At 60.7% G+C, this 24,926-nt stretch carries 25 protein-coding genes; 10 read left to right on the top strand and 15 right to left on the bottom strand.

All coding sequences use genetic code 11. The annotated features are described in order from the left end of the window. Nucleotides 1-106 precede the first annotated feature (106 nt). Both pbpG and nudI read right to left on the bottom strand, forming a co-directional pair. Nucleotides 107-943: a D-alanyl-D-alanine endopeptidase gene (gene pbpG / locus J0X03_RS11180; protein ID WP_122016621.1), complete on the bottom strand. Its 837-nt coding sequence runs from the start codon at nt 941-943 to the stop codon at nt 107-109. 93 nt (nt 944-1,036) lie between these two features. Next, nucleotides 1,037-1,462, bottom strand: coding sequence for a nucleoside triphosphatase NudI (nudI, locus tag J0X03_RS11185; RefSeq protein ID WP_033643194.1), 426 nt, complete (start codon nt 1,460-1,462; stop codon nt 1,037-1,039). Between the two features lie 235 nt (nt 1,463-1,697). On the opposite strand from nudI, the gene J0X03_RS11190 reads away from it, so the two are divergent. After that, nucleotides 1,698-3,128: an SH3 domain-containing C40 family peptidase gene (locus tag J0X03_RS11190; protein ID WP_033643193.1), complete on the top strand. Its 1,431-nt coding sequence runs from the start codon at nt 1,698-1,700 to the stop codon at nt 3,126-3,128. A 68-nt stretch (nt 3,129-3,196) separates the two neighbouring features. Here J0X03_RS11190 and J0X03_RS11195 read toward each other — a convergent pair whose 3' ends face one another. Beyond that, nucleotides 3,197-3,949 carry a hypothetical protein gene (locus J0X03_RS11195; protein ID WP_033643192.1) on the bottom strand — a complete coding sequence of 251 codons (753 nt, stop codon included), beginning with the start codon at nt 3,947-3,949 and terminating at the stop codon, nt 3,197-3,199. A gap of 256 nt (nt 3,950-4,205) precedes the next feature. On the opposite strand from J0X03_RS11195, the gene J0X03_RS11200 reads away from it, so the two are divergent. After that, nucleotides 4,206-5,234 carry a transporter gene (locus tag J0X03_RS11200; protein WP_033643191.1) on the top strand — a complete coding sequence of 343 codons (1,029 nt, stop codon included), beginning with the start codon at nt 4,206-4,208 and terminating at the stop codon, nt 5,232-5,234. On the opposite strand, the gene J0X03_RS11205 is transcribed toward J0X03_RS11200, so the two are convergent. The 9 genes from J0X03_RS11205 to J0X03_RS11245 all read right to left on the bottom strand — a co-directional run bounded on the left by J0X03_RS11205 (nt 5,235) and on the right by J0X03_RS11245 (nt 12,667). After that, on the bottom strand, nt 5,235-5,768 hold the full coding sequence (locus J0X03_RS11205; protein WP_033643190.1) for an SRPBCC family protein: 534 nt from the start codon (nt 5,766-5,768) through the stop codon (nt 5,235-5,237). A 3-nt stretch (nt 5,769-5,771) separates the two neighbouring features. Then, nucleotides 5,772-6,119, bottom strand: coding sequence for an ArsR/SmtB family transcription factor (locus J0X03_RS11210; protein WP_004938187.1), 348 nt, complete (start codon nt 6,117-6,119; stop codon nt 5,772-5,774). 82 nt (nt 6,120-6,201) lie between these two features. Beyond that, the gene (locus J0X03_RS11215; RefSeq protein ID WP_160204328.1) at nt 6,202-7,428 is read right to left on the bottom strand and encodes a Zn-dependent hydrolase; all 1,227 of its coding nucleotides are present in this window, start codon (nt 7,426-7,428) and stop codon (nt 6,202-6,204) included. Next, nucleotides 7,425-7,916 carry an L-2-amino-thiazoline-4-carboxylic acid hydrolase gene (locus J0X03_RS11220; RefSeq protein ID WP_060660672.1) on the bottom strand — a complete coding sequence of 164 codons (492 nt, stop codon included), beginning with the start codon at nt 7,914-7,916 and terminating at the stop codon, nt 7,425-7,427. Before J0X03_RS11220 ends, J0X03_RS11215 begins: the two co-directional genes overlap by 4 nt. Nucleotides 7,917-7,934: 18 nt before the next feature. Beyond that, complete coding sequence (locus J0X03_RS11225; RefSeq protein WP_346405209.1) at nt 7,935-9,044, bottom strand: branched-chain amino acid ABC transporter substrate-binding protein; 1,110 nt, start codon at nt 9,042-9,044, stop codon at nt 7,935-7,937. A gap of 76 nt (nt 9,045-9,120) precedes the next feature. Next, nucleotides 9,121-9,834, bottom strand: a complete 714-nt coding sequence (locus J0X03_RS11230) for an ABC transporter ATP-binding protein (protein ID WP_160204327.1) — start codon at nt 9,832-9,834, stop codon at nt 9,121-9,123. Continuing rightward, entirely contained in the window at nt 9,827-10,597 is a 771-nt protein-coding gene (locus J0X03_RS11235) for an ABC transporter ATP-binding protein (protein ID WP_033643185.1), read from the bottom strand. The genes J0X03_RS11230 and J0X03_RS11235 overlap by 8 nt, the downstream gene beginning before the upstream one ends. Further along, entirely contained in the window at nt 10,594-11,706 is a 1,113-nt protein-coding gene (locus J0X03_RS11240) for an ABC transporter permease subunit (protein WP_033643184.1), read from the bottom strand. Before J0X03_RS11240 ends, J0X03_RS11235 begins: the two co-directional genes overlap by 4 nt. Nucleotides 11,707-11,716: 10 nt before the next feature. Beyond that, the gene (locus tag J0X03_RS11245) at nt 11,717-12,667 is read right to left on the bottom strand and encodes a branched-chain amino acid ABC transporter permease (RefSeq protein ID WP_122003860.1); all 951 of its coding nucleotides are present in this window, start codon (nt 12,665-12,667) and stop codon (nt 11,717-11,719) included. A 170-nt stretch (nt 12,668-12,837) separates the two neighbouring features. On the opposite strand from J0X03_RS11245, the gene J0X03_RS11250 reads away from it, so the two are divergent. From J0X03_RS11250 to J0X03_RS11265, 4 genes are all read left to right on the top strand, one after another. Beyond that, on the top strand, nt 12,838-13,767 hold the full coding sequence (locus J0X03_RS11250; RefSeq protein ID WP_033643182.1) for a LysR substrate-binding domain-containing protein: 930 nt from the start codon (nt 12,838-12,840) through the stop codon (nt 13,765-13,767). Between the two features lie 256 nt (nt 13,768-14,023). Then, complete coding sequence (locus J0X03_RS11255; RefSeq protein ID WP_160204326.1) at nt 14,024-15,904, top strand: potassium transporter Kup; 1,881 nt, start codon at nt 14,024-14,026, stop codon at nt 15,902-15,904. A gap of 191 nt (nt 15,905-16,095) precedes the next feature. Further along, nucleotides 16,096-16,815, top strand: a complete 720-nt coding sequence (locus tag J0X03_RS11260; protein WP_033643180.1) for a glucosamine-6-phosphate deaminase — start codon at nt 16,096-16,098, stop codon at nt 16,813-16,815. A 118-nt stretch (nt 16,816-16,933) separates the two neighbouring features. Then, nucleotides 16,934-17,254: a cupin domain-containing protein gene (locus J0X03_RS11265; protein ID WP_089194796.1), complete on the top strand. Its 321-nt coding sequence runs from the start codon at nt 16,934-16,936 to the stop codon at nt 17,252-17,254. Here J0X03_RS11265 and J0X03_RS11270 read toward each other — a convergent pair. Next, complete coding sequence (locus J0X03_RS11270; RefSeq protein ID WP_197806206.1) at nt 17,233-18,390, bottom strand: alpha/beta fold hydrolase; 1,158 nt, start codon at nt 18,388-18,390, stop codon at nt 17,233-17,235. The two genes, J0X03_RS11265 and J0X03_RS11270, sit on opposite strands and share 22 nt — an antisense overlap. Nucleotides 18,391-18,454: 64 nt before the next feature. Between J0X03_RS11270 and J0X03_RS11275 the strand changes: the two genes are divergently transcribed. Then, the gene (locus J0X03_RS11275) at nt 18,455-19,348 is read left to right on the top strand and encodes a LysR family transcriptional regulator (protein ID WP_160204325.1); all 894 of its coding nucleotides are present in this window, start codon (nt 18,455-18,457) and stop codon (nt 19,346-19,348) included. 39 nt (nt 19,349-19,387) lie between these two features. Here the strand turns inward: J0X03_RS11275 and J0X03_RS11280 are convergent, their stop codons facing one another. After that, nucleotides 19,388-19,981 carry a TetR/AcrR family transcriptional regulator gene (locus J0X03_RS11280; protein WP_033643177.1) on the bottom strand — a complete coding sequence of 198 codons (594 nt, stop codon included), beginning with the start codon at nt 19,979-19,981 and terminating at the stop codon, nt 19,388-19,390. A 140-nt stretch (nt 19,982-20,121) separates the two neighbouring features. Between J0X03_RS11280 and J0X03_RS11285 the strand changes: the two genes are divergently transcribed. Genes J0X03_RS11285 through J0X03_RS11295 form a run of 3 tightly spaced genes read left to right on the top strand, consistent with a single transcriptional unit; the run spans nt 20,122 to nt 22,989 of the window. Beyond that, nucleotides 20,122-21,177 carry a sugar phosphate isomerase/epimerase family protein gene (locus tag J0X03_RS11285; protein ID WP_033643176.1) on the top strand — a complete coding sequence of 352 codons (1,056 nt, stop codon included), beginning with the start codon at nt 20,122-20,124 and terminating at the stop codon, nt 21,175-21,177. A 26-nt stretch (nt 21,178-21,203) separates the two neighbouring features. Beyond that, the gene (locus J0X03_RS11290; RefSeq protein ID WP_123061721.1) at nt 21,204-22,097 is read left to right on the top strand and encodes an alpha/beta fold hydrolase; all 894 of its coding nucleotides are present in this window, start codon (nt 21,204-21,206) and stop codon (nt 22,095-22,097) included. Further along, a complete protein-coding gene (locus J0X03_RS11295) occupies nt 22,087-22,989 on the top strand; it encodes an alpha/beta hydrolase (protein ID WP_160204323.1) in 903 nt (300 codons plus the stop codon). The genes J0X03_RS11290 and J0X03_RS11295 overlap by 11 nt, the downstream gene beginning before the upstream one ends. Nucleotides 22,990-23,417: 428 nt before the next feature. Here J0X03_RS11295 and J0X03_RS11300 read toward each other — a convergent pair whose 3' ends face one another. Beyond that, nucleotides 23,418-24,851, bottom strand: a complete 1,434-nt coding sequence (locus tag J0X03_RS11300; RefSeq protein WP_033643173.1) for an NAD-dependent succinate-semialdehyde dehydrogenase — start codon at nt 24,849-24,851, stop codon at nt 23,418-23,420. Nucleotides 24,852-24,926 lie beyond the last annotated feature (75 nt).

Consider the following 24,926-nt stretch of genomic DNA (forward strand, 5'->3'; position numbering starts at 1 on the left):
ACAAATACCATGCGGGCGGCGCGCGGCTTAATACTGATTGGCGATAGGATATTCCATTGATCCAAAACGGATTTGGATATGCGCAGAACGGTAAAGCGCCGCGATTTTACCGCTCCAGCCAGGCCTTCAGACGAATGGCGTCACGGTAGTGGCCGTAGCGCGGCTGCGCGCCAAGCAAGATCATCACCACCGGCTGCCCTTTGATGGTGGTGCGCATCACCAGGCAGTGACCGGCCTCGTCGGTAAAGCCGGTTTTCTGCAGCTGGATCTTCCAGGCCGGGTTGTTGATCAGACCGTTGGAACTGCGATAGACCAGCTGGCCGCGGCCAGGACGCACGATCTGCTGCTTGTCGGTGCTGAAGCGGCGAATCAATGGATAGCGATAGGCGTGATTGACCATTTTCAGCAGATCGCTGGCGGTGGCTACGTTGCGCGGCGTTAGCCCGGTCGGATCGTAGAAACGGGCGCGTTTCATGCCGATGGCGCGCGCTTTCTGATTCATTTTCGCCACGAAGGCCTTGCGCCCGCCGGGATAACTGCGGCTCAGCGCCGCGGCGGCGCGGTTTTCCGAAGACATCAGGGCGATGTGCAGCATGTCGCGGCGGCTGAGCACCGAGCCGATGGTCAGCCGCGAATGGGTTTTTTTCAGCAGATCGCGATCGGCGGCGGTGACTTTGAGTTGACTGCCCATGGGGCGTTTGCTGTCCAGGGCGACCATGGCGGTCATCAGCTTGGACAGAGACGCGATCGGCAGCACGCGGTTCGGTTGCTTCTGATAGAGCGTTTTTCCGGTACGCTGATTGACGACCAGCACCGATTTGGCATTCAACACCAATGGCGCCGCGGCGGCATGGGCGGGTGCCAAAACGAACAGCAGGCTGAACAGGGCGGCGGCGCCGAAGCGCCGGACGGACAGACGGAGAACAGGGAGAAATAAAAGCATAGCGACGGCAATAGTGACCCTAAGTGATTAAAAAATATCAAAAGAGTCTGCCCGGCAAATGTGAAGGAAATAGGGTGATAATCGCTCAAACTGTTACAGCAATCCCTTTTGCCGCAGCGTGAAGCGGGTGGCTTCGTTCAGATCGTAGTCCGCCAGGCGTTCGCGCGGCACCCAGGCGTAGTCGTCGAATTCATCGTTGATCGTCACGTCGCGGTTGGCGGCGTGGCAGTCGAAAATCAGGTAAATCATGTAGATTTGTTCCCGGCTGCCGTCGGCGTAGGTTTTGATGCGCACGTCGTCGCGGAAGGTCCAGGGCGTGATGCTGTCGAGGATCAGTGCGGGGCCCAGTTCTTCGTGCACTTCGCGCCGCAGCGCTTGCTCTATCTGCTCACCCAGCTCGACGCCGCCGCCTGACAGCGCCCACTGGCCGGGAAATACGCCCTTGTGCGCGGCCATTTTGCACAGCAGGAAGGCGTTATCGTTTTCAATCAGCGGGCAGACAATGATGCGTTGGCGCATGGAGGACTCCTGTCAGAAAGCAAAGCCGCAGGATAGCAGATTTGGCGGCGCAGGGCGGGAAGGTCGATCGCATTCTGTGCGGCGGCGGGAAATCCGGTCGGCATTTGTCATGGGGTTGCCTCCGGCTTTGTTTTCTTCAACGGGAAATCAATCGCAGGTGTTATTAAGTATCAATTCGAATAATTTCGCGTCAGGATAAAGCAGGGATTTTAACCTATCATGGAGTTGATAACGTATGCCTAATGGAATAAAACCGCTGTGCCTGATGACTCTGCTGCTGCTGTCGGCCTGCCACAGCGCGCCGGTCAGCCAGCCCCCTCAAGACGCCACGGCGACAGCCCCTATCGATGCCACCAAATCGTTGTTCCCGCTGGGGAACTATTCGCAGTCTGTCGATAAATGGTTGCCGCCTGGTCCGCAGCAGCGGATGCCTGTGATGGATGCCGCCACGCAGCAACGTCATTTTTCCGCCCTCAAATCTCACTATTTTGGCATGGGGCCGAACGATGAATCCCCCTGGAATCCGCATTACATCGCTGCCGTCCTGAACCGCGAAGCGGAAAGCCACCGTGATGCCGCAATGGATAAATACCTTGGCCGTGGAAGTGTCTCCTGGGGGGAAAACTTCAGGACTCACACCGACCGCTGGAAACAGCAAGTCAGAGATAACGCGTCTACGGACATTAGCCAGGTTTATCATTCTTCGGCCCGAGGCATTGCGGTCAGGGAGACGCTGGTCAGGATCCTGCCGACGGACGATCCGGCTTATGACGACCCTCGCCTGGCTGGACAAGGTTATCCCTTTGATAATCTGCAGGATTCGTCTATCCGCCCCGGCACTCCGGTATACGTTATTACGCAAAGCCGCGATAAACGCTGGAAATACGTCATGTCGCCTACGGTGATCGGTTGGGTGCATAGCGAAGACATCGCGGCGGCGGATCAGCGGTTTGTCTCAGAATGGCTGGCGCTGGCGGGGAAAAATCTGGGGGCATTCATTAAACAGCCGGTTTCGGTGCAAACGGGCGGCCAGTTTTATTTTACGGCGCGCCACGGCACGATTCTGCCATTTTACCGTCACCGACAGGGCCTTTTTGTGGTCGCCGTGCCGGTACGCCGAGAGGATGGCCGCGCACAGATGCGCCGGGTCGTTGTCAAGAAGGGGGAATTTGCCGCCATGCCGTGGAAAATGACGCCCGAACATCTTGCCGTACTGATGCGGTCAATGAGCGGCAGGCCTTATGGCTGGGGGAACTATAACTTCAATAATGACTGCTCCGCCGAACTGCGCAGTCTGTTGATGCCTTTTGGCCTCTTTCTTCCCAGAAATTCCGCCGCGCAGATACAGGCTGCCACCCGGGTGGTTGATCTTGCTCAAGCGAACACCAGTGAACGGCTGCGCTATCTCAAAGATCACGGCAAACCCTTCACCACGCTGGTTTACATTCCGGGCCATATCATGCTGTATATCGGTAATGCGCTCATTGACGGCCAGGTTGTGCCGATGACGTACCAGAATATCTGGGGGCTGCGCCCGGCAGATTCAAAGCGCCGCAGCATTATCGGCGGCGCAGTCTTTTTCCCGCTGCTGGCGACCTATCCTGAAGATGCGAGCCTGATGTCGCTGGCGGGCAAGGCGCAGTTTAAACTGGGATTTATTGAATAGCCCTTTCTTTAGCTGATAAAGCGACCGCGAATGCGGCCGCTTGTTGTGCGGCGACAAATCGAACTGCGCTAATTGCCTAGCCGGCGCTGGATAATTTTATCGTGCTCATCCGTCAGGTTAGCGTAATTCCAAATAAATAATCCGCCAAGGTTAAAGTCCAAAACCTGATCGATAAAGTAATTTAAATTCCAGTCGGTCAATCCTTTGGTCGTCAGGGCCAGAATGCATTTTTTATTTTCGGCCCCGTTCGCCAACGATTGTTTTAATGCCGGGATCACATTAGCGAGAATATCGTCATTGCTCCACATCGCTGCCGCATAACAGTAATGGATAAAGCGGTCGCATTGGTCTGATTGAATGATTTTTCTGACTTTCTCGTTGAGCTTGTTGCCATTTTCCGTATTGGGGTGGTTGTAAGAATAACCGGCAATAAAACCAAAGCTGGTCTCTTTCCCGGCCTCTTTTAGCCGTTTCATGGCTTCGATGACCCGTTCGGTGTTCATATTGCATTCGTCATCAAAATCGACGCCATCCCAGCCCCGATCGACCGTGGCCGCGACGATCCTCAACACTTCATCCTCATTGGCCGGCTTTTGCTGCGGGGAGCATCCGCCGCCGCCGTAAACCCATAGCGTCTTTCCGTTAAAGCCGGGAAGCGTATCGGGTTTGTTTTGTTTTTCCGGACTCCATCCTGGCTGGGCTGAGGTGCCTGTGGTTAAGCCATCAAGGTTGGTTACCATGCCGTACATCATGACATCGAACGCTTTATGCGGTTGGCCAGCCAGAGACTGGCTCCATCCGCCCGTAATAAACTTGTTCATTGTCGTTGTCTCCTTATTGAGCGTGTTCCTTAAATGAATGTGTCTTGCATGATGGAGGGTATCAGCCGCTATATTCATTTAGCCATTGTGCGGTTGCTGAACGGGCAAGGGATGAAAACTTTTTAAAATGAAATGACGTTTTTATGACGGAAATATTAATGAGCAAGAGCGTTGAAAATCATTAACGCCGAGCGATAAAGATTGTTATAACAGCGTGGACGATCTGGGCTAACGGCAATAGGCAGGATAAGGCGTTATGGTGCAAAGGGCAGCGGAAAAGATGCACAAGCTGGATTTTGATGATGAAGTGACCGGGCTGATCTACGGCCATGCGTTTCGCTCCGGCGAGCCGCCGGCGCGCCTGAACTCGCAGCAGGTTTGCCTGGCTTACCAAACGTTGTCGCCCGGCGACGGTTTTATCTGGCTGCACCTCAATCTCAACCACGCGGCGGCGGAGAAGTGGCTGAAAAACCATTTCGCCATTTCCGATTTTTTCTTTCACGAAATTCGCCACGGTTCCCACACTACTCGCATCGAGCGGCAGGGCGACGATCTGTTCGCCGTGCTCAACGACGTGATCTTCCACCCTGAAGACAACAACCCGGAAACGGCGACGCTGTGGCTGTATTGCCGCCGTGGGCTGGTGGTGACCGTGCGTCATAAACCGGTGCGATTGATCGAGCGGTTGCTGGGCCGCCTGACGGCGCTGCAGCTGGCGTCGTCCACCGAACTGCTGGCGCACCTGCTGGAAGAGCAGGAGGATGTGCTGGAGCAGGTGGTGCGGCAGGCCAACCAGTATGTCGATACCATCGAGGATCGTCTGCTGACGAGCCGCGTTAAACGCAACCGCGCCGAGCTGGGGCGCATGCGCCGCATGCTATTGCGCTTTCAGCGCCTGTTGGCGCCGGAGCCGGCCGCGCTGTTTCGCCTGTTGAACCGGCCGCCGAGCTGGCTGAGCCGTGAGGTGGTGCAGGATCTGCGGCAGTTTACCGAAGAGTTCACCGTGGTGTTGAACGATCTCGCCAGCCTGACCGAACGCATTCGGCTGCTGCAGGAAGAGCTGGGCGCCAAACTGATGGAGCAGAATAACCGCACGCTTTACACCCTGACGGTGATCACCGTGCTGGCGTTGCCGATCAACATCGTCGCCGGTTTTTTCGGCATGAACGTCGGAGGGATACCGCTGGCCAGCAATCACCACGGTTTTATCCTGCTGGTGTTGCTGGTCGGCAGTTTTACGCTGATCGCCGGTTATCTGGCGTTCAGGCGCAGGGACGAGTCGTAATTACAGGCGGGCGCGGTACTCTTCTTCCAGCCGGGCATGGGTGCTCCAGAACGGCTGCGGAGCCCGATCGTGCAGGCGATCCAGCAGAATATCCAGATGGGTATGCCAGCCGCCGGCGACGCTGAGCATCTCGTCGCGGTTAGCCAGGCGCCGGTGGGTGACCGTTAGCAGCACCGCGTTTCCCTGTTCCGTCAACTCGAAGGTCACTTCGGAAGGGCGCCCCTGCTCCTGTTCGGCCCAGGTAAAGCTCAGCAGGCGCGGCGGGAACAGGCAGGTGATGTGGCCGCGGTTGCTGACGCAGCCGCCGTGCTGTTTGTACTTGGCCGGCGGTTGCTCGTGCTCGCCCGCCAGATCGGAGTTGCGAAACTCCAGCTCCAGCGGCGCGCCGTTTTCCAACTTCATGGCGCCGGCCGCCAGCCAGGTGGCGCGCTTGTCGGATTCGGTCAGGTAAGCCCACACCCGCTCGATGGGGCCGGGCAGCAGCCGCTGGATGCGCAGCGTACCGGGTTCGATAATCATGCCGTAATCATTCATGGTTCACTCCTTGGGAGGAAGCTGTTCGGGCTGCAGCAGCGCCTGTTCGAGCGCATCCAGCCGTTCAGTCCAGAAATGTTCATAGGTTTGCAGCCAGTGCATGGCCTGCGCCATAGGCTCGGGTTCGAGCCGGCAGATATGGTTTCTTCCTTGCACGGTGCGTTGCACCAGGCCCGCATGTTCCAGTGCTTTCACGTGCTTGGAGGCGCCGGCGAACGACATCTGCAACGGCGCGGCCAGTTCGCCGATGCTGCGTTCACCGCCGGCCAGCGCGCGTAACATCGAGCGGCGGGTCGGATCGGCCAGCGCATGAAAAATGGCGTCCAGCTGTGAGGAAGATAATTCAACCATATGGTTGAATATAGATCAGGCAGGCTAATATTCAACCGTTTTGTTGAGTATTTTTTGCCCCGGCGCCAAACCGGGGCGAGGATCAGGCGTCGGCGTGCGCCAGCAGGGCGTTGAGCAACACATCGGCGCCGGCGGCGGCCCAGGCGGGGGTGATATCTTCCCGCTCGTTGTGGCTGATGCCGTCCACGCAGGGAATGAAGATCATGGCGGTCGGGGCGACGCGATTAAGGTAACAGGCGTCGTGGCCGGCGCCGGAAATCATGTCGCGATGGCGATAGCCCAATGCCTGCGCGGCGTGACGCACGCTGCCAATACACCCCGGATCGAAGGCGATCGGGGGATACTGGAAGATGCGCTCGGCCCGGGCGGCCAGGCCGCCGCCGTTGACCTCGTTTACCGCCGCCAGTAGGCGCTGCTCCATCTGCGCCAGAATAGCCTCCTGCGGATGGCGGAATTCGACGCTGAAAAAGACGCGCCCCGGCACCACGTTACGCGAATTGGGGGTGATTTGCGCCATGCCCACCGTGGCGCGCGCGTCGGGCGCGAAATCCCAACCGATGCGGTTGACCGCCGTGACCAGCGCCGCAAAGCCGAGCAGGGCGTCGCGGCGCCGATCCATCGGCGTGGTGCCGGCATGGGCGCTGAAGCCGACGACCTCCAGTTCATACCAGCGCTGCCCTTGTGCGGCGGTGACTACGCCGATGTCGAGATGCTCCGCTTCCAGAATCGGCCCCTGTTCGATGTGCAACTCGAAGGCGGCATGGATCGGCGAACCGCCCACCGGATACTCGCCGGCGTAGCCGATGCGCTCCAGCGCGTCGCCGAGGCTGACGCCGTGCTCGTCGCGGCGCGTCAGACCGTATTCCAGGTCGAATACCCCGGCGAACACGCCCGAGGCGATCATCGCCGGCGCGAAGCGCGCGCCTTCTTCGTTGGTCCAGTTGATCACTTCAATCGGGCGTTCGGTGACGATCTGCCGATCGTTAAGGGTACGAATAACCTCTAATCCGGCCAGCACGCCGTAGATGCCGTCGAAACGGCCGCCGCGGGACTGCGAATCACCGTGCGAGCCGGTGACGACCGGCGCCAGCTCGGGGCGAGCGCCTTCACGCCGCAGGAACATGTTGCCCATTTTGTCGACGCGTACGGTGCAACCCGCCTCCAGCGCCCAGGCGCGCAGCTGATCGCGCGCTTGCCGATCTTCTTCACTCAGCGCCAGCCGGGTGACGCCGTTATTGGCGATGGCGCCGAACTGCGCCATCGTCTGCAGGCTTTGCCACAGGCGCTCGCCGTTGACTCGATACGTCATTGATCTTCTCCCGGCGTTTTAGCGGTGTAGCGGAAATCGCAGCAGGGGGCGCCGGACATGATGGTCTGGCTGCGCTGCAGGTCGACGTCAGGGGCATAGCCAACGATAAACTGACTGTCGCGAGCGCAGGAGAGCAGGTGGCCGATCTCCCCCAGCCCCATCTCGTGATACATCTCGGCGTAGCGGCAGCGGGTGACGTTATAGTCGAAGTGCTGCGCGTCCTGATTGATCACCTCGACGCGCAGCGCATCGTCTTTTTCCCACAGGTACTGCAAGGCGGCGAAGCTGTGCAGATCCGCGCCGTTCGGTTCCTGGGCGGCGAACTGTTTGCCCGCCTCGATGGCGGCATTCTCGATGGCTTCGCCGATCACCGCCTGGGCGCGCGCCTTGCCGATTTCACGCACCAGAATCTGGTAGATCGGCTTGATGATCTCCGCCTCGATCTTTCTGCGGGCCAAAATGCCCAATTCGTTTTTTGCACAGCTCATCGCCTTGCTCCTCTTGATTTATTGTGACTTGGCGCCGCCCAACACGGTTTGCGGCTGCCATTTGCCGTCAACCACCCGGTACAGGGTGAAGCTCGGCTGTTGCAGGTTGCCTTGCGCATCGAAGGCGATGTCGCCGGTGACGCCCTGGTAATGTATGGCGCGCAGTTTCGGCAGATAATCGGCCGGATTGGCCGAATCGGCTTGCTCAATGGCGGCGATCAGCACCCGGGTGGCGTCGTAGGCGAAGGGCGCATGCAGTTCGATGTGGGTGTGATAACGATCGCGGTAGGCTTGTTCAAACGCCTTGCCGCCCGGCATCTGTTCCAGCGGTAGCCCCGGCTCCAGCGCGACGACGCCTTCGCCTTCCCGCTGCGCCAGCGTCAGGAAGGTTTGGCTGACGAAGCCGCCGGCGCCCATCAGCTGCGCGTTCATGCCCAGCTGTTTCAGTTTGCGCGCCAGCGGCGCCGCCTGCGAATCCACGCCGCCGAAGAAGATCAGATCGGCGTTTTTACTGCGGACGGTGGTCAGTACGGCGCTGAAATCAACGGTCTTGTCATCCACATACTCACGGGTGACCGGCTGCACGCCCTGGGCCTGCAGCGATTTGATAAACTCGTCCGCCAGCCCCTGGCCGAAAGCGGTGCGATCGTCTATCACTGCGATGCGCTTGGCTTTCAGCGTCTTCACCGCATATTGCCCGGCGTAGTTGCCGCCGTCGTCGTCGTGGCCCATCACGCGAAAGCTGGTGTCAAAACCTTGCTGCGTGTAGCCGTGACCGGTCGCCACCGGCGCCACCTGAGCGATGCCGGCGTCGTGATAGATGCGCGCCGCCGGGATGCTGGTGCCGGTGTTCCAGTGGCCGACCACGCCGGCGACGCCTTCGTCGACCAAACGCTGCGCCACGGCCACGGCGGTGCGCGGGTCGGACTGATCGTCCTCGGACACCAGCTTGAAGGTGACCGGTTTGCCGTTCAGCGTCGGTTTCTGTGCGTTAGCGTCGGCGATCGCCAGCCGTGCACCGTTTTCGAGATCTTTGCCGATGCGCGCGGAAGGGCCCGTCAGCGGCCCGGCAAGACCGATCAACACGGTGTCGTCCGCCAGCGCCGGGAGGCTCAGGATCATTGTCATGGCGGCCAGCGCCAACGGCTTGATGCGAATGTTCTGCTGCATGTCATACTCCTGGTGCGGTTAAAGGTAACAACGGTTATTCACCCAAATAGATCCGTTTGATTTTTTCATCGTCCAGCATGTCGGCGGAGCGGCCGCTGTGGCTCAGGCTGCCGCTGTCCAGAACGTAGGCGCGATCGGTGGACGCCAGTGCCAGGCGGGCATTCTGCTCGACCAACAGCAGCGTGACGCCGTCACGGGCTAACTGCTTGATGACCGAGAAAATGGCCTCCACCACAATCGGCGCCAGCCCCATCGACGGTTCGTCCAAGATCAGCAGCCGCGGGCGGCTGAGCAGCGCGCGGCCCATCGCCACCATCTGTTGTTCACCGCCGGAAAGCAGCCCGGCCGGTTGATGCAGGCGCTCGCTCAGCCGTGGGAAGGTGGCGCACACGCGTTCGAAATCTTGCCGCACCGCCGATGCGTCACGCCGCGCATAGGCACCCAGCTGCAGGTTTTCTCGCACCGTCAGGCGGGTGAAAATGCCGCGTCCCTCCGGCACCATCACCAGCCCTTGCTGCAGCAAGTGGTGCGGCGGCATGCCGCGAATCGAACGGCCGTCGAACAGGATGTCGCCCTCAAACGGCTGCAGGCCGGTCAGCGCCCGCAGGCTCGAGGTTTTGCCCGCGCCATTGGCGCCGATCAGCGTCACCTGTTCGCCGGCGCTCACCGTGAAATCGATGCCTTTGACCGCATGAATGCCGCCATAAGACACTTTGAGTCGTTTAACGCTCAGCAGGGCTTCAGACATGCGCGCCGCCTCCCAGATAGGCTTGAATGACCGCCGGTTCGCGCCGCACCTGAGCCGGTTCGCCTTCGGCGATCGCTTTGCCGTAATCCAGCACCGTCAGCCGATCGCACAGACCCATCACCAGCTTGACGTCGTGTTCGATCAGCAGCAGCGTTTTGCCGCTGTCGCGGATGCGCAGCAGCAGTTCGCGCAGCGCCACTTTTTCTCCGGCGTTCATGCCGGCCGCCGGTTCGTCCAGCGCCAGCAACCGGGGCTCGGTCGCCAGCGCGCGGGCGATCTCCAGCCGCCGCTGATGGCCGTAGGCGAGATCGCCGGCGCGGTAATGGGCGAATTGGCTGATGCCGACGTACTCCAGCAGCGCATGAGATTTATCGCGCACCGCCTGTTCCTCCTCCCTGGCGCGACGGTGCCGGGCGATCGCCGCCCACAGGCCGTTGCGGGTGCGCACGTGGCAGCCGACCATCACGTTTTCCAGCACGCTCATTTCATTGAACAACCGCAGGTTTTGGAAGGTGCGGGCAATGCCGGCCTGCGCCACTTTGTCGATCGCCTGGGGCTTATAGCGCTGGCCCGCCAGGCGGAACTCGCCCGCGTCGGCGCGATACAGGCCGGTGATCAGGTTGAAGCAGGTGGTCTTACCGGCGCCGTTCGGCCCAATCAGGCCGTAGATTTCCCCCTGGCGGATGCTCATGCTGACGTCATCCACCGCCGTCAGGCCGCCGAAGCGTTTGCTGATATGGTGTAAAGCGAGCAGCGGCGTCATGCGGCGTTCCCCCGTGCGTGGCGGGCCGGCCACAGGCCCGCCGGGCGATACAGCATCACCAGGATCAGCGCCAGGCCGTAAAACAGTTGGCGGATGATTTCCGGGTCGATCAGCACCTGGCCGAATAGCGCCTGCTGCAGCGGCCCCATGCTGCTGCGCAGCAGCTCCGGCAGGGCGGCCAGCAGCAGCGCGCCCAGGATCACGCCGGGGATGTGCCCCATGCCGCCGAGCACCACCATCGCCAGTACGGCGATCGATTCCTGCAGGGTGAACGATTCCGGCGACACGAAGCCCTGAAACGCGGCGAACAGCGCGCCGGCCACGCCGCCGAAGGTGGCGCCGATGGCGAAGGCCAGCAGCTTGAAGTTGCGGGTGTTGATGCCCATCGCCCGCGCGGCGTCCTCGTCTTCGCGGATCGCCGTCCACGCGCGGCCGATGCGCGAGTTCTGCAGCCGCAGGCTGATGAAGAGGATCGCCAGCAGCAGGGCGGCGAACAGGTAGTAATACAGGTACAGGCCGGAAAAACGTACGCCGAACCACTCATGCATGCCGGAAAACTTCAGGCCGAACAGGCTGACCGGATCGATGCCGGAAATGCCTTTGGGGCCGTTGGTGAGGTTGACCGGGCGGTCGAGATTGCGCATCAGAATGCGCACGATTTCGCCGAAACCGAGCGTGACGATCGCCAGATAATCGCCGCGCAGCCGCAGCGTCGGCGCGCCGAGCAGGATGCCGCACGCCGCCGCCAGCAGCGCCGCCAGCGGGATCAGACCCAGCATCGACAGGTGCAGCCCGTCGGGGAACCACTGCAGCAGCAGCGGGAATTGCTGTGTCAGATGCGGTGACGACAGCAGCGCGGCCAAATAGGCGCCGACGGCGTAAAAGGCGATAAAGCCCATGTCCAGCAACCCGGTCATGCCCACCACGATGTTCAGCCCGAGCGCCAGCATCAGGTACAGCAGGGCGAAATCGACGACCCGCACCCAGTAGTTGCCCCCGGCGGCGCCCGCCACCCAGGGCGCCAGCAGCAGCGCGAGAATGAACAGCGTCAGCCCCAGCCTGGCGCGGCGCGGCGTGGCCAGAGGAACCGGAGGAGTCAAAACGGTCATGGTGATGTCCTTATGCGCGCGTGGCGATGCGTTCGCCCAAGAGCCCGGAGGGGCGGAAGACCAGCACGGCGATCAGCACCAGAAACGCGAACACGTCCTGGTAGTTGCTGCCGAACACGCCGCCGGTCAGCTCGCCGAGATAGCCGGTGCCCAGCGATTCGAACAGGCCCAGCAGCAATCCGCCGAGCATCGCGCCGCGCAGGTTGCCGATGCCGCCGAGCACGGCGGCGGTAAACGCCTTGATGCCCGGCAGAAAGCCCATCGAGAAACCGGCGTTGCCGTAGTTGCTGGCCATCATGATGCCGGCCACCGCCGCCAGCGCGCCGCCGAGCGCGAAGGTCAGAACGATGATGCGGTCAGGACTGATGCCCATCAGGCCGGCGACCTGCGGGTTTTCCGCCGTGGCGCGCATGGCGCGGCCGAAACGGCTGTGTTCGACCAGCAGCCATAAGCCGGCCATGACCGCGACGGCCACCGCCAGCGTGACGATCGCCGTGCCGGTGATCACCGCCGGCGCATGCCCGCCGCTGCCTGCGGTCAGGGTGATGGGGGTCATTGGCAGCAGTTGCGGAAACATCAGGGGATTGCGTGACCAGATCAGCATCGCCAGGGTTTGCAGCAGCAACGAGACGCCGATACCGCTGATCAGCGGGGCCAGGCGCGGTGCATTGCGCAACCGGCGGTAGGCGAGACGCTCGATCGCCATCGAGGTGATGGCGCAGACCGCCATGGCGAACAGGGCCGCCAGCAGCAGCGTGGCATACGGCGGTAACGCGGGAAAGTGGTGTTGCAACAGGCTTATCGCCGACAGCGCGCTCAGCGCACCGACCATCAGCACGTCGCCGTGCGCGAAATTGATGATGCGCAGGATGCCGTACACCATGGTGTAACCGAGCGCGATCAGCGCATAGATGCTGCCGAGCATCAAACCGTTGACGGTTTGCTGTACCAGCGTATCCATAGAGAGAGTCCGGAGATAATGAGTCAGGAGGGTCACAGTAGAGAATTTAAAAAAATTGTAAAATACGGAAAAATACTTTCTTATACAAAAAACGAGTGATTTTAATGCGTTGATTTTTATGTATATTGAATCCATTCCTTCAGTGTCGATTTCCCAAAAACAGTCAATATATGAAAAAAACAGAACAGTACGATGAGCCATTGCCGATGCTGCCGAACGATCCGCCGCTGCGCGCCGTGCGGGCGTTCGAAGCCATCGCGCGCCTGGGTGGCATCAGCGCGGCGGCTAACGAGCTGATGATTTCGCCTTCGGCGGTCAGTCATCAACTCAAAACGTTGGAGGCATTTTTGCAGATGCCGTTGACCGAACGGCAGGGGCGTAACCTGGTGCTGCGCAGCGAGGGGCGGGAGTATTACCGTTCGATTCGCTCGGCGTTCAACGTGCTGCGCCAGGCGACCGAACACGTGCGCGAGCAATCCGCGTCGCGGCAGGTGACCATCAGCCTGATCCCGCTGTTCGGCATGGGTTGGTTCATTCCGCGGCTGCGCGGTTTCCTGCGCGAAAATCCGGATATCGACATCAATGTGGTCTACGCCAACCACCGCAATTACCTGAGCGACGCCGCCGACCTGTCGATCCGCTTCGGGGTCGGGCAGTGGACCGGCTATCGCAGCGAGAAGCTGATGTCCGGCAAAATGGTGCCGGTGTGCAGCCGGGCATTCAGTAAACTGCATGGTTTGCTCGATACGCCGGAGCAGCTGGCGACGCTGCCGCTGCTGCACGACGAGGAGCGCAATACCTGGATGCAATGGTTTCAGCAGGCCGGCGTCAAGCGTCCGCTGCGCAGTATCGGCCCGATGTTTGAGGACGGATTGTTGACGTTGGCGGCGGTGCAGGCGGGGTTAGGGTGCGCGTTGATGCGTGAACCGTTAATCGCCCAGTACCTTGAAAGCGGTGAGTTGATCAAAATGTTCGATCTGCCGATCGACGACGGCCGCGATTATTACCTGTGCGCTCGACTGGATAGCGAGCTGTCGCAGGAAGGCGAAAATCTGCGGCAGTGGCTGCGCCGCGAAGCCGATGAGAGCCGGCTCGCGTAACGCCGGGCGGAAACAGGGGGGAGCCGGACGTTCATTTCACTTTCCCACGACGCGCGCCACGCCAACAGGAAAGTGATAGGCCCTCCGGGGTGGGCGTTTTTAAACCGTTGCTCACCGGCGATGATTGCTGAAGCTTCAACGCGCGATGCTGTCACTGGCGAAGATGACGGCTATGCTTAACTTGCCGATCACGTGGCGCGACGGCCACAAAGTGACAATAATTCCCACTCTCAGCGCAACGTCAAGGAGCGAGCAGATGTCTGTCGGCAATGATACGGAAACCGTGAATAAGACGGGGCTGGCGCCGCTGGCGTTGGGCGCATTGGGCGTGGTGTTCGGCGATATCGGCACCAGCCCGCTGTACACCCTGAAAACCGTGCTGTTTCTCTCCGGCGACGCGCCTTCGGCGCCGGTGATCCTTGGCCTGCTGTCGCTGATATTCTGGACGTTGGTGATCGTCACTTCTCTCAAATACGCCATGTTCGCCATGCGGATCGGCAACCGCGGCGAGGGCGGCATCATGGCGCTGATGTCGCTGCTGGTCAGCAAGCGAAAATCCCGGCCGCTGGTGCTGTTCGCCGGCCTGTTCGGCGCCGCGCTCATTTACGGCGACGGCGCCATCACGCCGGCCATCTCGGTGCTCTCGGCCCTCGAAGGGCTGAACATCGTGCTGCCGGCGTCGCAGCCCTTTATTCTGCCGGCGGCGGTGGTGATTTTGCTCAGTCTGTTCGCCATTCAGCCGCTGGGTACCGCGCGCATCGGCCGCGTGTTCGGGCCGATCATGGCGCTGTGGTTCCTGTCGATCGCTGCGTTGGGCGTGTGGGGCATCATCCAGCATCCGGCGGTATTGCTGGCGCTGAACCCGCTCTACGGCATTCACTTTCTGTTCTCCAACGGACTGACCAGCTTCCTGGTGCTGGGCGGCGTGTTTTTGTGCGTCACCGGCGCCGAAGCGCTGTATGCCGACATGGGGCATTTCGGCAAACGGCCGATTTGGCTGGCCTGGTTCGGCATCGTTTTTCCCAGCCTGTTGCTTAACTACGCCGGTCAGGCCGCGCTGATCCTGAGCGGCGCCGATGTCACGCAGAACATCTTCTTCCGTTTATGCCCGCCGGCGCTGCTGATCCCGCTGGTGATCCTGGCCACGCTGGCGACGATCATCGCCAGCCAGGCGATCATCAGCGGTGCGTTTTCCATGACCCGGCAGGCGATCCAACTGGGGTGGCTGCCGCGGCTGCGGGTCAGGCAAACCACCGAGGAAAGTTACGGGCAGATCTACATTGGCGCCATCAACTGGCTGCTGATGGTGGTGACGCTGTTCCTTACCGTGTTCTTTAAATCGTCGGACAATCTGGCCGCCGCCTACGGCATCGCCGTTTCGTTGACCATGATCATGACCACCGGCCTGCTGTTCGTCGCCATGCGCGAGGTGTGGCGCTGGGGGCCGATCGCCAGCCTGTTGGTGGCGGGCGGTTTCTTCGTGGTCGATTTGAGCTTCCTGACGGCCAACATGACTAAAGTGCTGCAGGGCGGTTATATCCCGCTGCTGTTGGCCGCCGCGGTCTATACCGTGATGCTGATCTGGCATCGCGGGGTGCTGGCGGCCGCGCGCACCCTCGGTGAAACTACAGTGCCGGTAGCGGATTTCCTGGAGAAAATCCGCCGCGAATCCGTGCCGCGCGTGCCGGGCACCGCGGTATTCCTGACTCGCAGCCTGCAAGGGACGCCGCCGGTGATGAAATGGCAGGTCAAGCGTAACGGTTCGCTGCACGCCAACGTGCTGGCGCTCACCATTGCCATCGTCAATGAGCCGCGGGTCTCGAATGCTGAACGTTTGGTGATGCGCGAGCTGTCACCGGGCTTTTGGTGCGGCGTGGCCAGCTATGGCTTTATGGAGCGGCCTAACATCCCGCAGCTGTTGCAGCATGTCGAGGCGCAGAAATCCGGTCTGAACTTCGACGAGGCGACCTACTATCTCGGGCACGAGACCGTGGTGCGCCGCGAAGCGAACGACCGGTTGCCATCCTGGCAGCGCAACCTGTTCGCGCTGATGGTGCGCAACGGCATGCACGTCACGGATTATTACTACCTGCCCAGCGATCAGGTGGTGGAGATTAGCCGCCGCGTGCCGGTATAGGGCGCGAAAAAGGCATCGCCGCAATTGCGGCTTGCATCACACAACGCGGTTTGCATTTCATTCCTGGCCGCCATAACCTGACAAGAAACGGATTGTTACTGACGCGATCAGGCAAAACCTAACTTCTCTCCCGGCATCGAACATGGCCGGATGGGCGGTTAGGTTTTTTTTTTTTGCAAAAGGAGAAGGGAATGAAACTTGTCGTCGCTAATGACTACCAGGAAATGAGTGAGCTGGCCGCCAGCCTGTTGTTGAGTTACATGCTGCGCCCGCAGCGCGTCAATCTGGCTATCACCGCCGGCTCGACGCCTAAACGGATGTATGAGTTGTTGGCTCCGCGCGTCAAGGGCCACGCGGAATTCGCCAACGCGCATTACTATAATTTCGATGAAATTCCTTACGCCGGCCGATCGGGCTATGGCGTCACCATGGAGAATCTGCACCGTATGTTCTTTGGCCCGGCGGCGATCCCCGAGCGGCAACTGCACGTCTTGAATTCGGACAACTACCTGCAGCACGATCGGCGTATCGCCGAAGATGGCGGGCTGGATGCGATCGTGATGGGCGTCGGGGCGGACGGGCATTTCTGCGGCAATCTGCCGGGCACCACCGCCTTCGAAGACCGCACCTGTCGGGTGCCGGTTTCCGCTAGGCCGGATCTGGCGGACATTTTGCTCAAAGAGGTGGGCGGCCGCACTGAATGGCTGCCCGATCATTACGTCACCCTGGGGCCTGCAAGCGTGATGGCCGCCAAAAAGCTGGTGCTGCTCGTCAACGGTTCGCACAAAGCGGACATTTTGCGGCGCATTGTCAGCGGGCCGGTGGAGAGCGGGGTGCCCGCCAGCATTTTGATGCTGCATCCGGACCTGTTGATTATCGCCGATCGGGAGGCCGCGGCGCTGCTGCCTTAAGCGTTCATCCGGCGCGTCTCGCCTCAGAACCAACGGTCATAACCTGCAACCAAAGCGTCTTTCCCTGCGGCGCAGAATCAGGCTAGAGTGCGTTTTTTCATGCACCTGGGGGATTCCGATGCTGTTCGATTTAAACCAGCAGGCGGCCGAACTGCCTGAGGCCTGGCGCTCTGCCGTGCTGGGCCGCGTCGGTGCGGCCAATATCAAAGTGCTGCGCATGGATGCGCGCAGCATTGCGGATGAAGTGCATGATTACAGCGAAGGGTTGCTGGTGATCAGCGGCCACCTGCGGCTGCAGGTGGCGGGGGAAGAAGTGGTGGTGCGGGCCGGTCAGCTGTATCAGGCCGCGGCCGGCGTGCCGCACCGCGTGTTGCCGGGCAGCGAAGGCACGCTGGTGATTGTCGATTTGCCGGAAGATCAAGTGCCGTCGTTGGGCTGAGGCTGCGCCAGAAATCTGACAACGCCCTGGAGAAAGCGTTGTCTGCCGGCGTTATCTCTATCGAGATGGACAAAATGTGTCGCTTCAGGAATGACCAGCTTTTCGGCTGAAGGGGCATCTTTCATGATGGCGTCAACATCCTCGGGCCGGCTCCAGAAATCCCGCTCCGAGCGAACAACCAATACGGGAACGGTTGTTAAGGCTGTTGCGGACCACTGTTTTCTGCCCATCGCCAGTTCAAAGCTGTCAGCCATTGCACCGGTCGGAGCGCGGAAGCTGTGTGGCGTTCTGCGCTGTGAGGTGTTGTCCGATGCCAGTGCGGCATCACCGTAAGCGCGTTTAACTGTTTCATCACGCCACTGTGTTTTATCCGCCACGGGAATGCTGTTATCCCAGGCGACAAACAGACTGTCTCGCGTGTTGAGGCTCCAGCCGCCAAATTTGGCGGCGTTGAAGTGCCCGGGATTTTGAGGATCGTCCAGCGGCGATCCCTGGCCCAGCAGCGGGTGGTGAGCGGTTCCGCCATAAAGCGTGTTATAGAGCACCAGCCGTTCCACATTCTGTGGATATTGGGCTGCATAAGCGCCCGCCCAGTGTCCTCCAGTCGCCCATCCCAGGAGATTAACGCGAGGGGCGCCGCTCCACGCCTGAATAGCCTGCACGGCGCGATCGATATCGGTTATGGCGTCCGCAGTACGGATCAACGGCGCTGACTGGTTAGGAGGGCTGTCCATCGCGGCCGGCCGGCTGGATAACCCATATCCCCGCAGATCGAGGATATATACCCGAAAACCGGCTAATGCCAGATCTGCCGCCAAAGAGCCGCCCTTGACGGGCAAATCAAAAGAGGCCAGGCCGGGAACCCGTGCGCCATGAATCAGCAGTACAGGTTTGCCCTCAGATTTCAGGCTGACTTCCCTGACGTGCAGTTGCTCTCCGCCCGCAAGCAAAATGTATCTGTCTGTTCGATTTACCGGTGTGGGGATTTCATTTTCTTTTGATGCAGCCAGCGTTGACGACGCTGACATGATAAGGAGGGCTAGCAACGTATTTAGGTTTCGATAAGTCAGTGACAACGATCTGAGTATGTTCATTGTTATTTCTGCTCCACGAATATATACAGGAAGCATCTTCATGTGCTCCCCTTGACGTGTCTAATACTATTGTGGCGCTTTCTTAATATATTTTAGGTATCACGACATGCTTACTCTGCGTCAGCTCCGCCAATTTCTTGTGGTTGCGGAAACAATGAATGTCCGGAAAGCGGCCGAGCGTTTGCATATGGCTCAACCCCCGCTGACAAAAGCGATCCGTCAAATGGAAGAGATTTTGGGCACCCGGCTTTTTGAGCGAACCAATCGAATAACGGCATTGACTCCCGCCGGGGCAGTGTTGCAGAAGGAAGCGGTTACGACGCTCATGCAGATGGAACGGTCGATGTTACTGACACGACGCGCCGGCCAGGGAATGACGGGGGCTTTGCGCATCGGTTTTGTCGCTTCCGCCGTCAGACATCTGCTTCCCGAAATAGTCGCCCGTTTTCACTTTTCCTGTCCGCAGGTTGTTCTTGAATTGAAAGAAATGACGACGGCGCGACAGGTTGCGAGCCTTTTGGAAGACACGATTGATATTGGCATTGCGGTTTTACCTGTTCCTGAATACGCCATACCGAAACTGTCTTGCCATCCATTTTTTAGCTGCCCGCTGATTGCCGTTTTGCCGAGTAAACATCCTGCCGGAACAAGCGGCGTTCTTTCGCTTTCTGCCCTGGCCAGGGAGCCGTGGGTATTGTTTCCTGAGCAAGAAGGGCCAGGTCTCTATCGCGCTATCATTGAGGCCTGCGAAAAGGCAGGATTTGCTCCTGAGGTTGTTCAGCGAGCCGTACAGATGGAAACGATAGTCGGCCTTGTTGCTTCGGGATTAGGCGTCAGTCTGGTCCCTGAATTCATGCAAAAAAGCGGCTGGGCAAACGTTTCTTTTTGTCGGCTTAGTGGAGAACAGATCCCGTATCAGGTTGCTCTGATTCACAAGGCGGAAAATATCAATCCCCACGTCGCGGATTTTGTCAAAAACGCAGTTCCTCCACAGCCATAGGTAAAACGCGCCTGAGTTTGAACCGCATTCAAGAATCGATTAGGCGCGGTCGCCCAAGGCCGTCAGCGCCACGTTTACCGCCGCCAATAACCGCGCCTCGGTGACGCCGTCACGCGCCTGAATCGACAGGCCGTGCAAGAAGACGGCGAAATAGTCACCCAGGCTGTCGGCGTCGGTGTCGGCCGGCAATTCGCCGGTTTGCACCGCCTGCCGAAGCCGTTCGACGATCTGCTGCGTGCGCTGCAGCCGATGCTCTGCCAGCCAGGCTTTGAGCCCGTCGTTTTCCGCGCTGACGCTGGCGGCGGCGGAGACCACCATGCAGCCTTGCGGCAGATCGGGCCGACTATAAAGCCGCACGGCGTCTTCCAGCAGGCGTTTGAGCGCCGGGCGAATGCCGCTTTCCGTCGCGAAGGCGCGATCGGCGAAGCCCCCTTCGGCGGTTTCATAACAGGCAATCGCCTCGCGGAACAGCTGCTCTTTGGAGCCGAACGCTTTGTAGATGCGTGCGGAAGCGATGCCCAACTCCGCCACCAGATCCGACATCGAAGTGCCTTCGTAACCTTGCCGCCAGAATAAGTTTCGCGCCTTCAATAGCGCCTGTTCGCGATCGAACTCGCGCGGTCTGCCTGCCATTCGCTGCTCCAATTTACCTGCCATTCAGCGACATAGGATCGCTTAAATCGACGGGAATACCAATGCCTTTATAAATTTCGCTTGCGGTCGCCGCGCTTTGCTCCTATTGTTTGTCAATCGACAACCAATAGGAGTTTACGATGAAAACCCTCAAAGGTCCAAGCCTGCATCTCGCGCAATTCAGCGATGACGCGGCGCCGTTCAACAGCTTGCCCGCCATTGCCGAGTGGGCGGCGCGGACCGGTTTTACCGCCTTGCAGATCCCGGCCTGGGATCGGCGTTTATTCGACGTGGCCACCGCTGCGGAAAGCCAAACCTACTGCGACGATTTGACCGGCATGTTGGCGGAGCAGGGGTTGGTGGTCAGCGAACTGACCAGCCATATCTTCGGCCAGCTGATGGCGGTGCACCCGGCTTACGATGCGCTGTGCGACAGCTTTGCGCCGCCGGCGCTGCAGGGCGATCCCAAGGCCCGCGGCGAGTGGGCGCTGCAGCAAATGCTTTTGGCGGTGAAGGCGTCGGCGCGGCTGGGGCTCAGCGAACTGGGCACCTTTTCCGGTTCGCTGGCCTGGCCCTATCTGTTCCCGTTCCCGCAGCGCCCTGAAGGATTGATTGACACCGCGTTCAACGAGCTCGCCAAACGCTGGCTGCCGGTGCTCGACGCCTGCGAGGAGCAGGGCATCAATCTGTGTTATGAAATTCACCCGAGTGAGGATCTGCACGACGGCGTGACGTTTGAGATGTTTCTGCAGCGCGTCGGCAACCATCCGCGTTGCCGGGTGTTGTTCGATCCGAGCCACATGGTGCTGCAGCAGCTTAACTATCTGGAGTTTATCGATATCTATAAGGACGTTATCGGCATGTTCCACGTTAAGGACGCCGAGTTCAATCCGACCGGTCGTCAGGGCATATACGGCGGTTATCAGTCCTGGATCGATCGCGCCGGCCGTTTCCGCTCGCTGGGCGACGGCCAGGTCGATTTCAACGGCATTTTCTCCCGTTTGACGCAGTATGGCTATCCGGGCTGGGCGACGCTGGAGTGGGAGTGCTGCCTGAAAAATCCACAGGACGGCGCTCGCGAAGGCGCGGCCTTCATTCGCGATCGCATTATCCGTGTCACCGACAAAGTGTTTGATGACTTCGCCGGTGCACCGGTCAATCCTCAGCAGATCAATGCATTGCTCGGCATTCGCTGAGCCTGACCCCACAGGGAGTTAACCCCATGAAACACAGTCAAAACGAGATCCTGTTGCAGGATCTCGCGGCGGAACACGTCTATACCCAGGTCAACGGCCGGCGCCTTCACTGCGTGGTGGCCGGCGAAGGGCGGCCGGTGCTGCTGATCCCCGGCTGGCCGCAAACCTGGTACACCTGGCGTTATGTGATGCGCGCCTTGGCGGCGGCCGGTTTTCAGGCGATCGCCGTCGATCCGCCGGGCATCGGCGACTCTGACAAGCCCGCGGGCGGCTACGACACCGGCAGCATCGGTGCGGCGCTGCACGCGATGATGGCGCAGCTGGGCCATCAACGTTACCAACTGGTCGGCCACGACATCGGCATGTGGATCGGTTACGCCATGGCGAGCGATTTCCCGCAGGCGGTGGAGCGTCTGGTACTGACGGAGGCGGTGATCCCCGGTCTGGCGCCGCCGCCGCCGATTTTCGTCGCGCCGGAGGAGAATATCTTCCTGTGGCATTTCATGTTCAACCAGCTGGCGGATTTGCCGGAGACCCTGACCCAGGGGCGCGAGCGGGAGTATCTTGGCTATATCTTCAACCGCTGGTCTTATCGGCGCGATCGGGTGGCGGCTGAGGTCTATATCGCCGCCTATTCGGCGCCGGGCGGCCTGCGCGCCGGATTCGACTATTACCGGGCGATCCCGGAGACCGTTCGCCAGAACCGGCTGCGCGCCGCCACGCCGTTGACGATGCCGGTGTTGACGGTGGGAGCGGAGCACGCCACCGGCGACGCGCCGCTGACGACGCTGCAGGGCAATGCGCACGATCTGCGGGGCGAAACGGTCGCCAGCTGCGGCCATTTCATCACCGAGGAGTGTCATGAGGCGTTTATCGCGCTGATTGCGCCGTTCCTGGCGGGAGAGCAACATGCCGCTTGATGAACGCATCGCCGCCTTTTTGGCGGCCTCGGCCGACGCGCCGCCACCCGCGTCGTTGGCGGACATGCGGGCGGCCACGGAAAGCGGTTTGCGTCTGCTGCAGGGCGCACCGCAACCGAGCGGCGGCGTCAGGGATTTTACGCTGGTCGCCACCGATGGGCACCGGATTGCGCTGCGCGCCTATCTACCGGCGGGGGAAAGGCGCGCTGCCGCACAACCGGCGATGCTGTTCGCCCACGGCGGCGGCTGGTGCCTCGGTTCGCTGTCGCTGTATGACCAGCCCTGTCAGGCGCTGGCTAACGCCACCGATCGGATAATCCTGTCGGTCGATTATCGACTGGCGCCGGAGTTTCCTTTTCCACAGCCGCTGGAAGATGTCTATCAGGCGCTCTGTTGGGCGGCGCAACAGGCGCCGCAGTTAGGGATTGACGCTGACCATCTGGCGGTGGGTGGTGACAGCGCCGGAGGCAATCTGGCGGCGGCGGTCGCGCTGTTGGCGCGGGATCGCGGGGGCCCGCACATTGAACGTCAACTGCTGCTGTACCCGGCGCTCAGCCGCGAAATGGCGACGAAGAGCTATCGCGAATTCGCCGAGGGGCATTTTTTGACGCGCGACGCGATGGTGTTTTGTTGGCAGCAGTACCTGGCCCTGCGACGCGATCCCGGCGCCGAGCCGCTGCACGCCGCCACGCTGCGCGGATTGCCGCCGGCCACTATCCTGAGCTGCGAATATGATCCGCTACGCGATGAGGCCGAACTGTATGCGCAGCGGCTGCGTGAAGCGGGTGTGGCGGTACGCTGTGAACGGTTGCCGGGCATGGTGCATGCCTGCATTCACATGTTGGGGCTGGCCCCGGCGGCGCGGCGCCTGTTCGAGCTGGCTCGCGAGTAAAAAGTTCACGCTAAGACGCGATGAACCATTCTTATCCCATTCGTTTGATGTTGTGTTATGAAAGGCAATGAAAATAGTGAGATAAGCAGGGTGTTGGGCGCCCTTGAAGACGCCGAACGCAGGCATAGCGCATTAGGAGAAACCGCCATGGACGGCGGTTTCAGGTGAGACAGGCAGGGACGCCTGTCGCAACCGGCCTCAATGCGGTATGGCGGAGAGAGGGAAGTTGGCAAAGCCAACCGTCTGATAGGGCAAAGGCGCGGGTTGCCAGGGGCCGCGCCTTCGGCCCCTGGCTCGGTCGAAGCGTATGAGCTTCATGGCGCATCTCACCTTTATCGACCGAAAACTGCACAAATACGTTCAGAAAAACGCGAACTAACCAGGATTACCCGCATTGCGGGGCTTCTGGCTATTCATCCGACGTGCGATTAACGGCCGGCGACGGTGACAAAGCGCGTTTCCAGGTAGGATTCGATCGCTTCGCTGCCGCCTTCGGTGCCGTGGCCGGAGTCCTTCACGCCGCCAAACGGCGTTTCCGGCAGGCCGAAACCGATGTGGTTGATGCTCAGCATGCCGCTCTCCACGTCGCGCCCCAGCGCATTGACGGTGGCGATGTTGCGGCTGTAAGCGTAGGCGGCCAGCCCGTACGGCAGGCGATTGGCTTCGGCGATCGCCTCGTCGTAGGTGGCGAACGGGCGCAGCAGGGCGACCGGGCCAAACGGCTCTTCCGACATGGCGCGCGCGCTCAGCGGCACGTCACGCAGCACCGTCGGCTCGAAGAAGTTGCCTTTGCCCGCCACGCGTTTGCCGCCGGTGCTGGCCTTCGCCCCGTGGGCGATAGCGTCTTGCACCAGCGCCTCGATATTGTCGACGCTGCGGCCCAGCACCATCGGCCCCATCGTCACGCCGTCTTCCAGCCCGTTGCCGAGCTTGAGTTCACGCACCGCGGCGGTGAATTTCTCCACGAAGGCTTCATAAACGCCTTGCTGGATCAGGAAGCGGGTCGGGGCGATACAGACCTGGCCGGCGTTGCGGAACTTGGATTGCGCCAGCTCTTTGGCCGCCGCGTCGAGATCGGCGTCGTCGAAGATCAGCACCGGCGCGTGGCCGCCCAGCTCCATGGTGGCCTTTTTCATATGCTGGCCGGCCAGCGCAGCCAGATGTTTGCCCACGCGGGTGGAGCCGGTGAAGGAGATCTTGCGAATGGTCGGATGCGGGATCAGGTATTCCGAGATTTCCGCCGGGGTGCCGTACACCAGCGCGATCACCCCGGCCGGAATGCCGGCGTCGGCGAAGGCTTTGATCAGCTCAGCCGGTGAGGCCGGCGTTTCTTCCGGGCCTTTGACGATGATTGAACAACCCGCCGCCAGCGCGGCGGACAGCTTGCGCACGATCTGGTTGATCGGGAAGTTCCACGGCGTGAAGGCGGCCACCGGGCCGACCGGCAGTTTCAGGGTTTGCTGCTGCACGTCGCGAGCGCGGGACGGAATAATCTGCCCGTAGGTGCGGGTGGCTTCGCCGGCGAACCACTCGATCACGTCGGCGGCGTTGAGAATTTCGATTTTGGCCTGCGCCACCGGCTTACCCTGTTCCTGCGTCATGATGGCGGCGACGGCGTCGGCGCGTTCGCGCAGCAGCGCAGCGGCTTTGCGCATCAGGTTGGCGCGCTGGTGTGCGGCGGTGTTTCGCCAAACGTTAAACCCGCGTTCGGTGGCGGCCAGCGCCAGATCGAGATCCTCTGCGGCGGCGTGCGCCACTTGACCGATGATCTCGTCGGTAGCGGGGTTGGAGACCGGCAGGGTTTTTCCGGCCAGCGCGCTGCGCCATTGTCCATCGATATACAGTTGAGTATCCGGATACATTGTTGCCTCTTGTTTGCGGAGTGTCAGGGGCCGATGAGCTTCGCGATGCGGCCCGTCTGAAAGGGACAGGGACCT

Source organism: Serratia ureilytica, assembly GCF_017309605.1.
Taxonomy (GTDB): domain Bacteria; phylum Pseudomonadota; class Gammaproteobacteria; order Enterobacterales; family Enterobacteriaceae; genus Serratia; species Serratia ureilytica.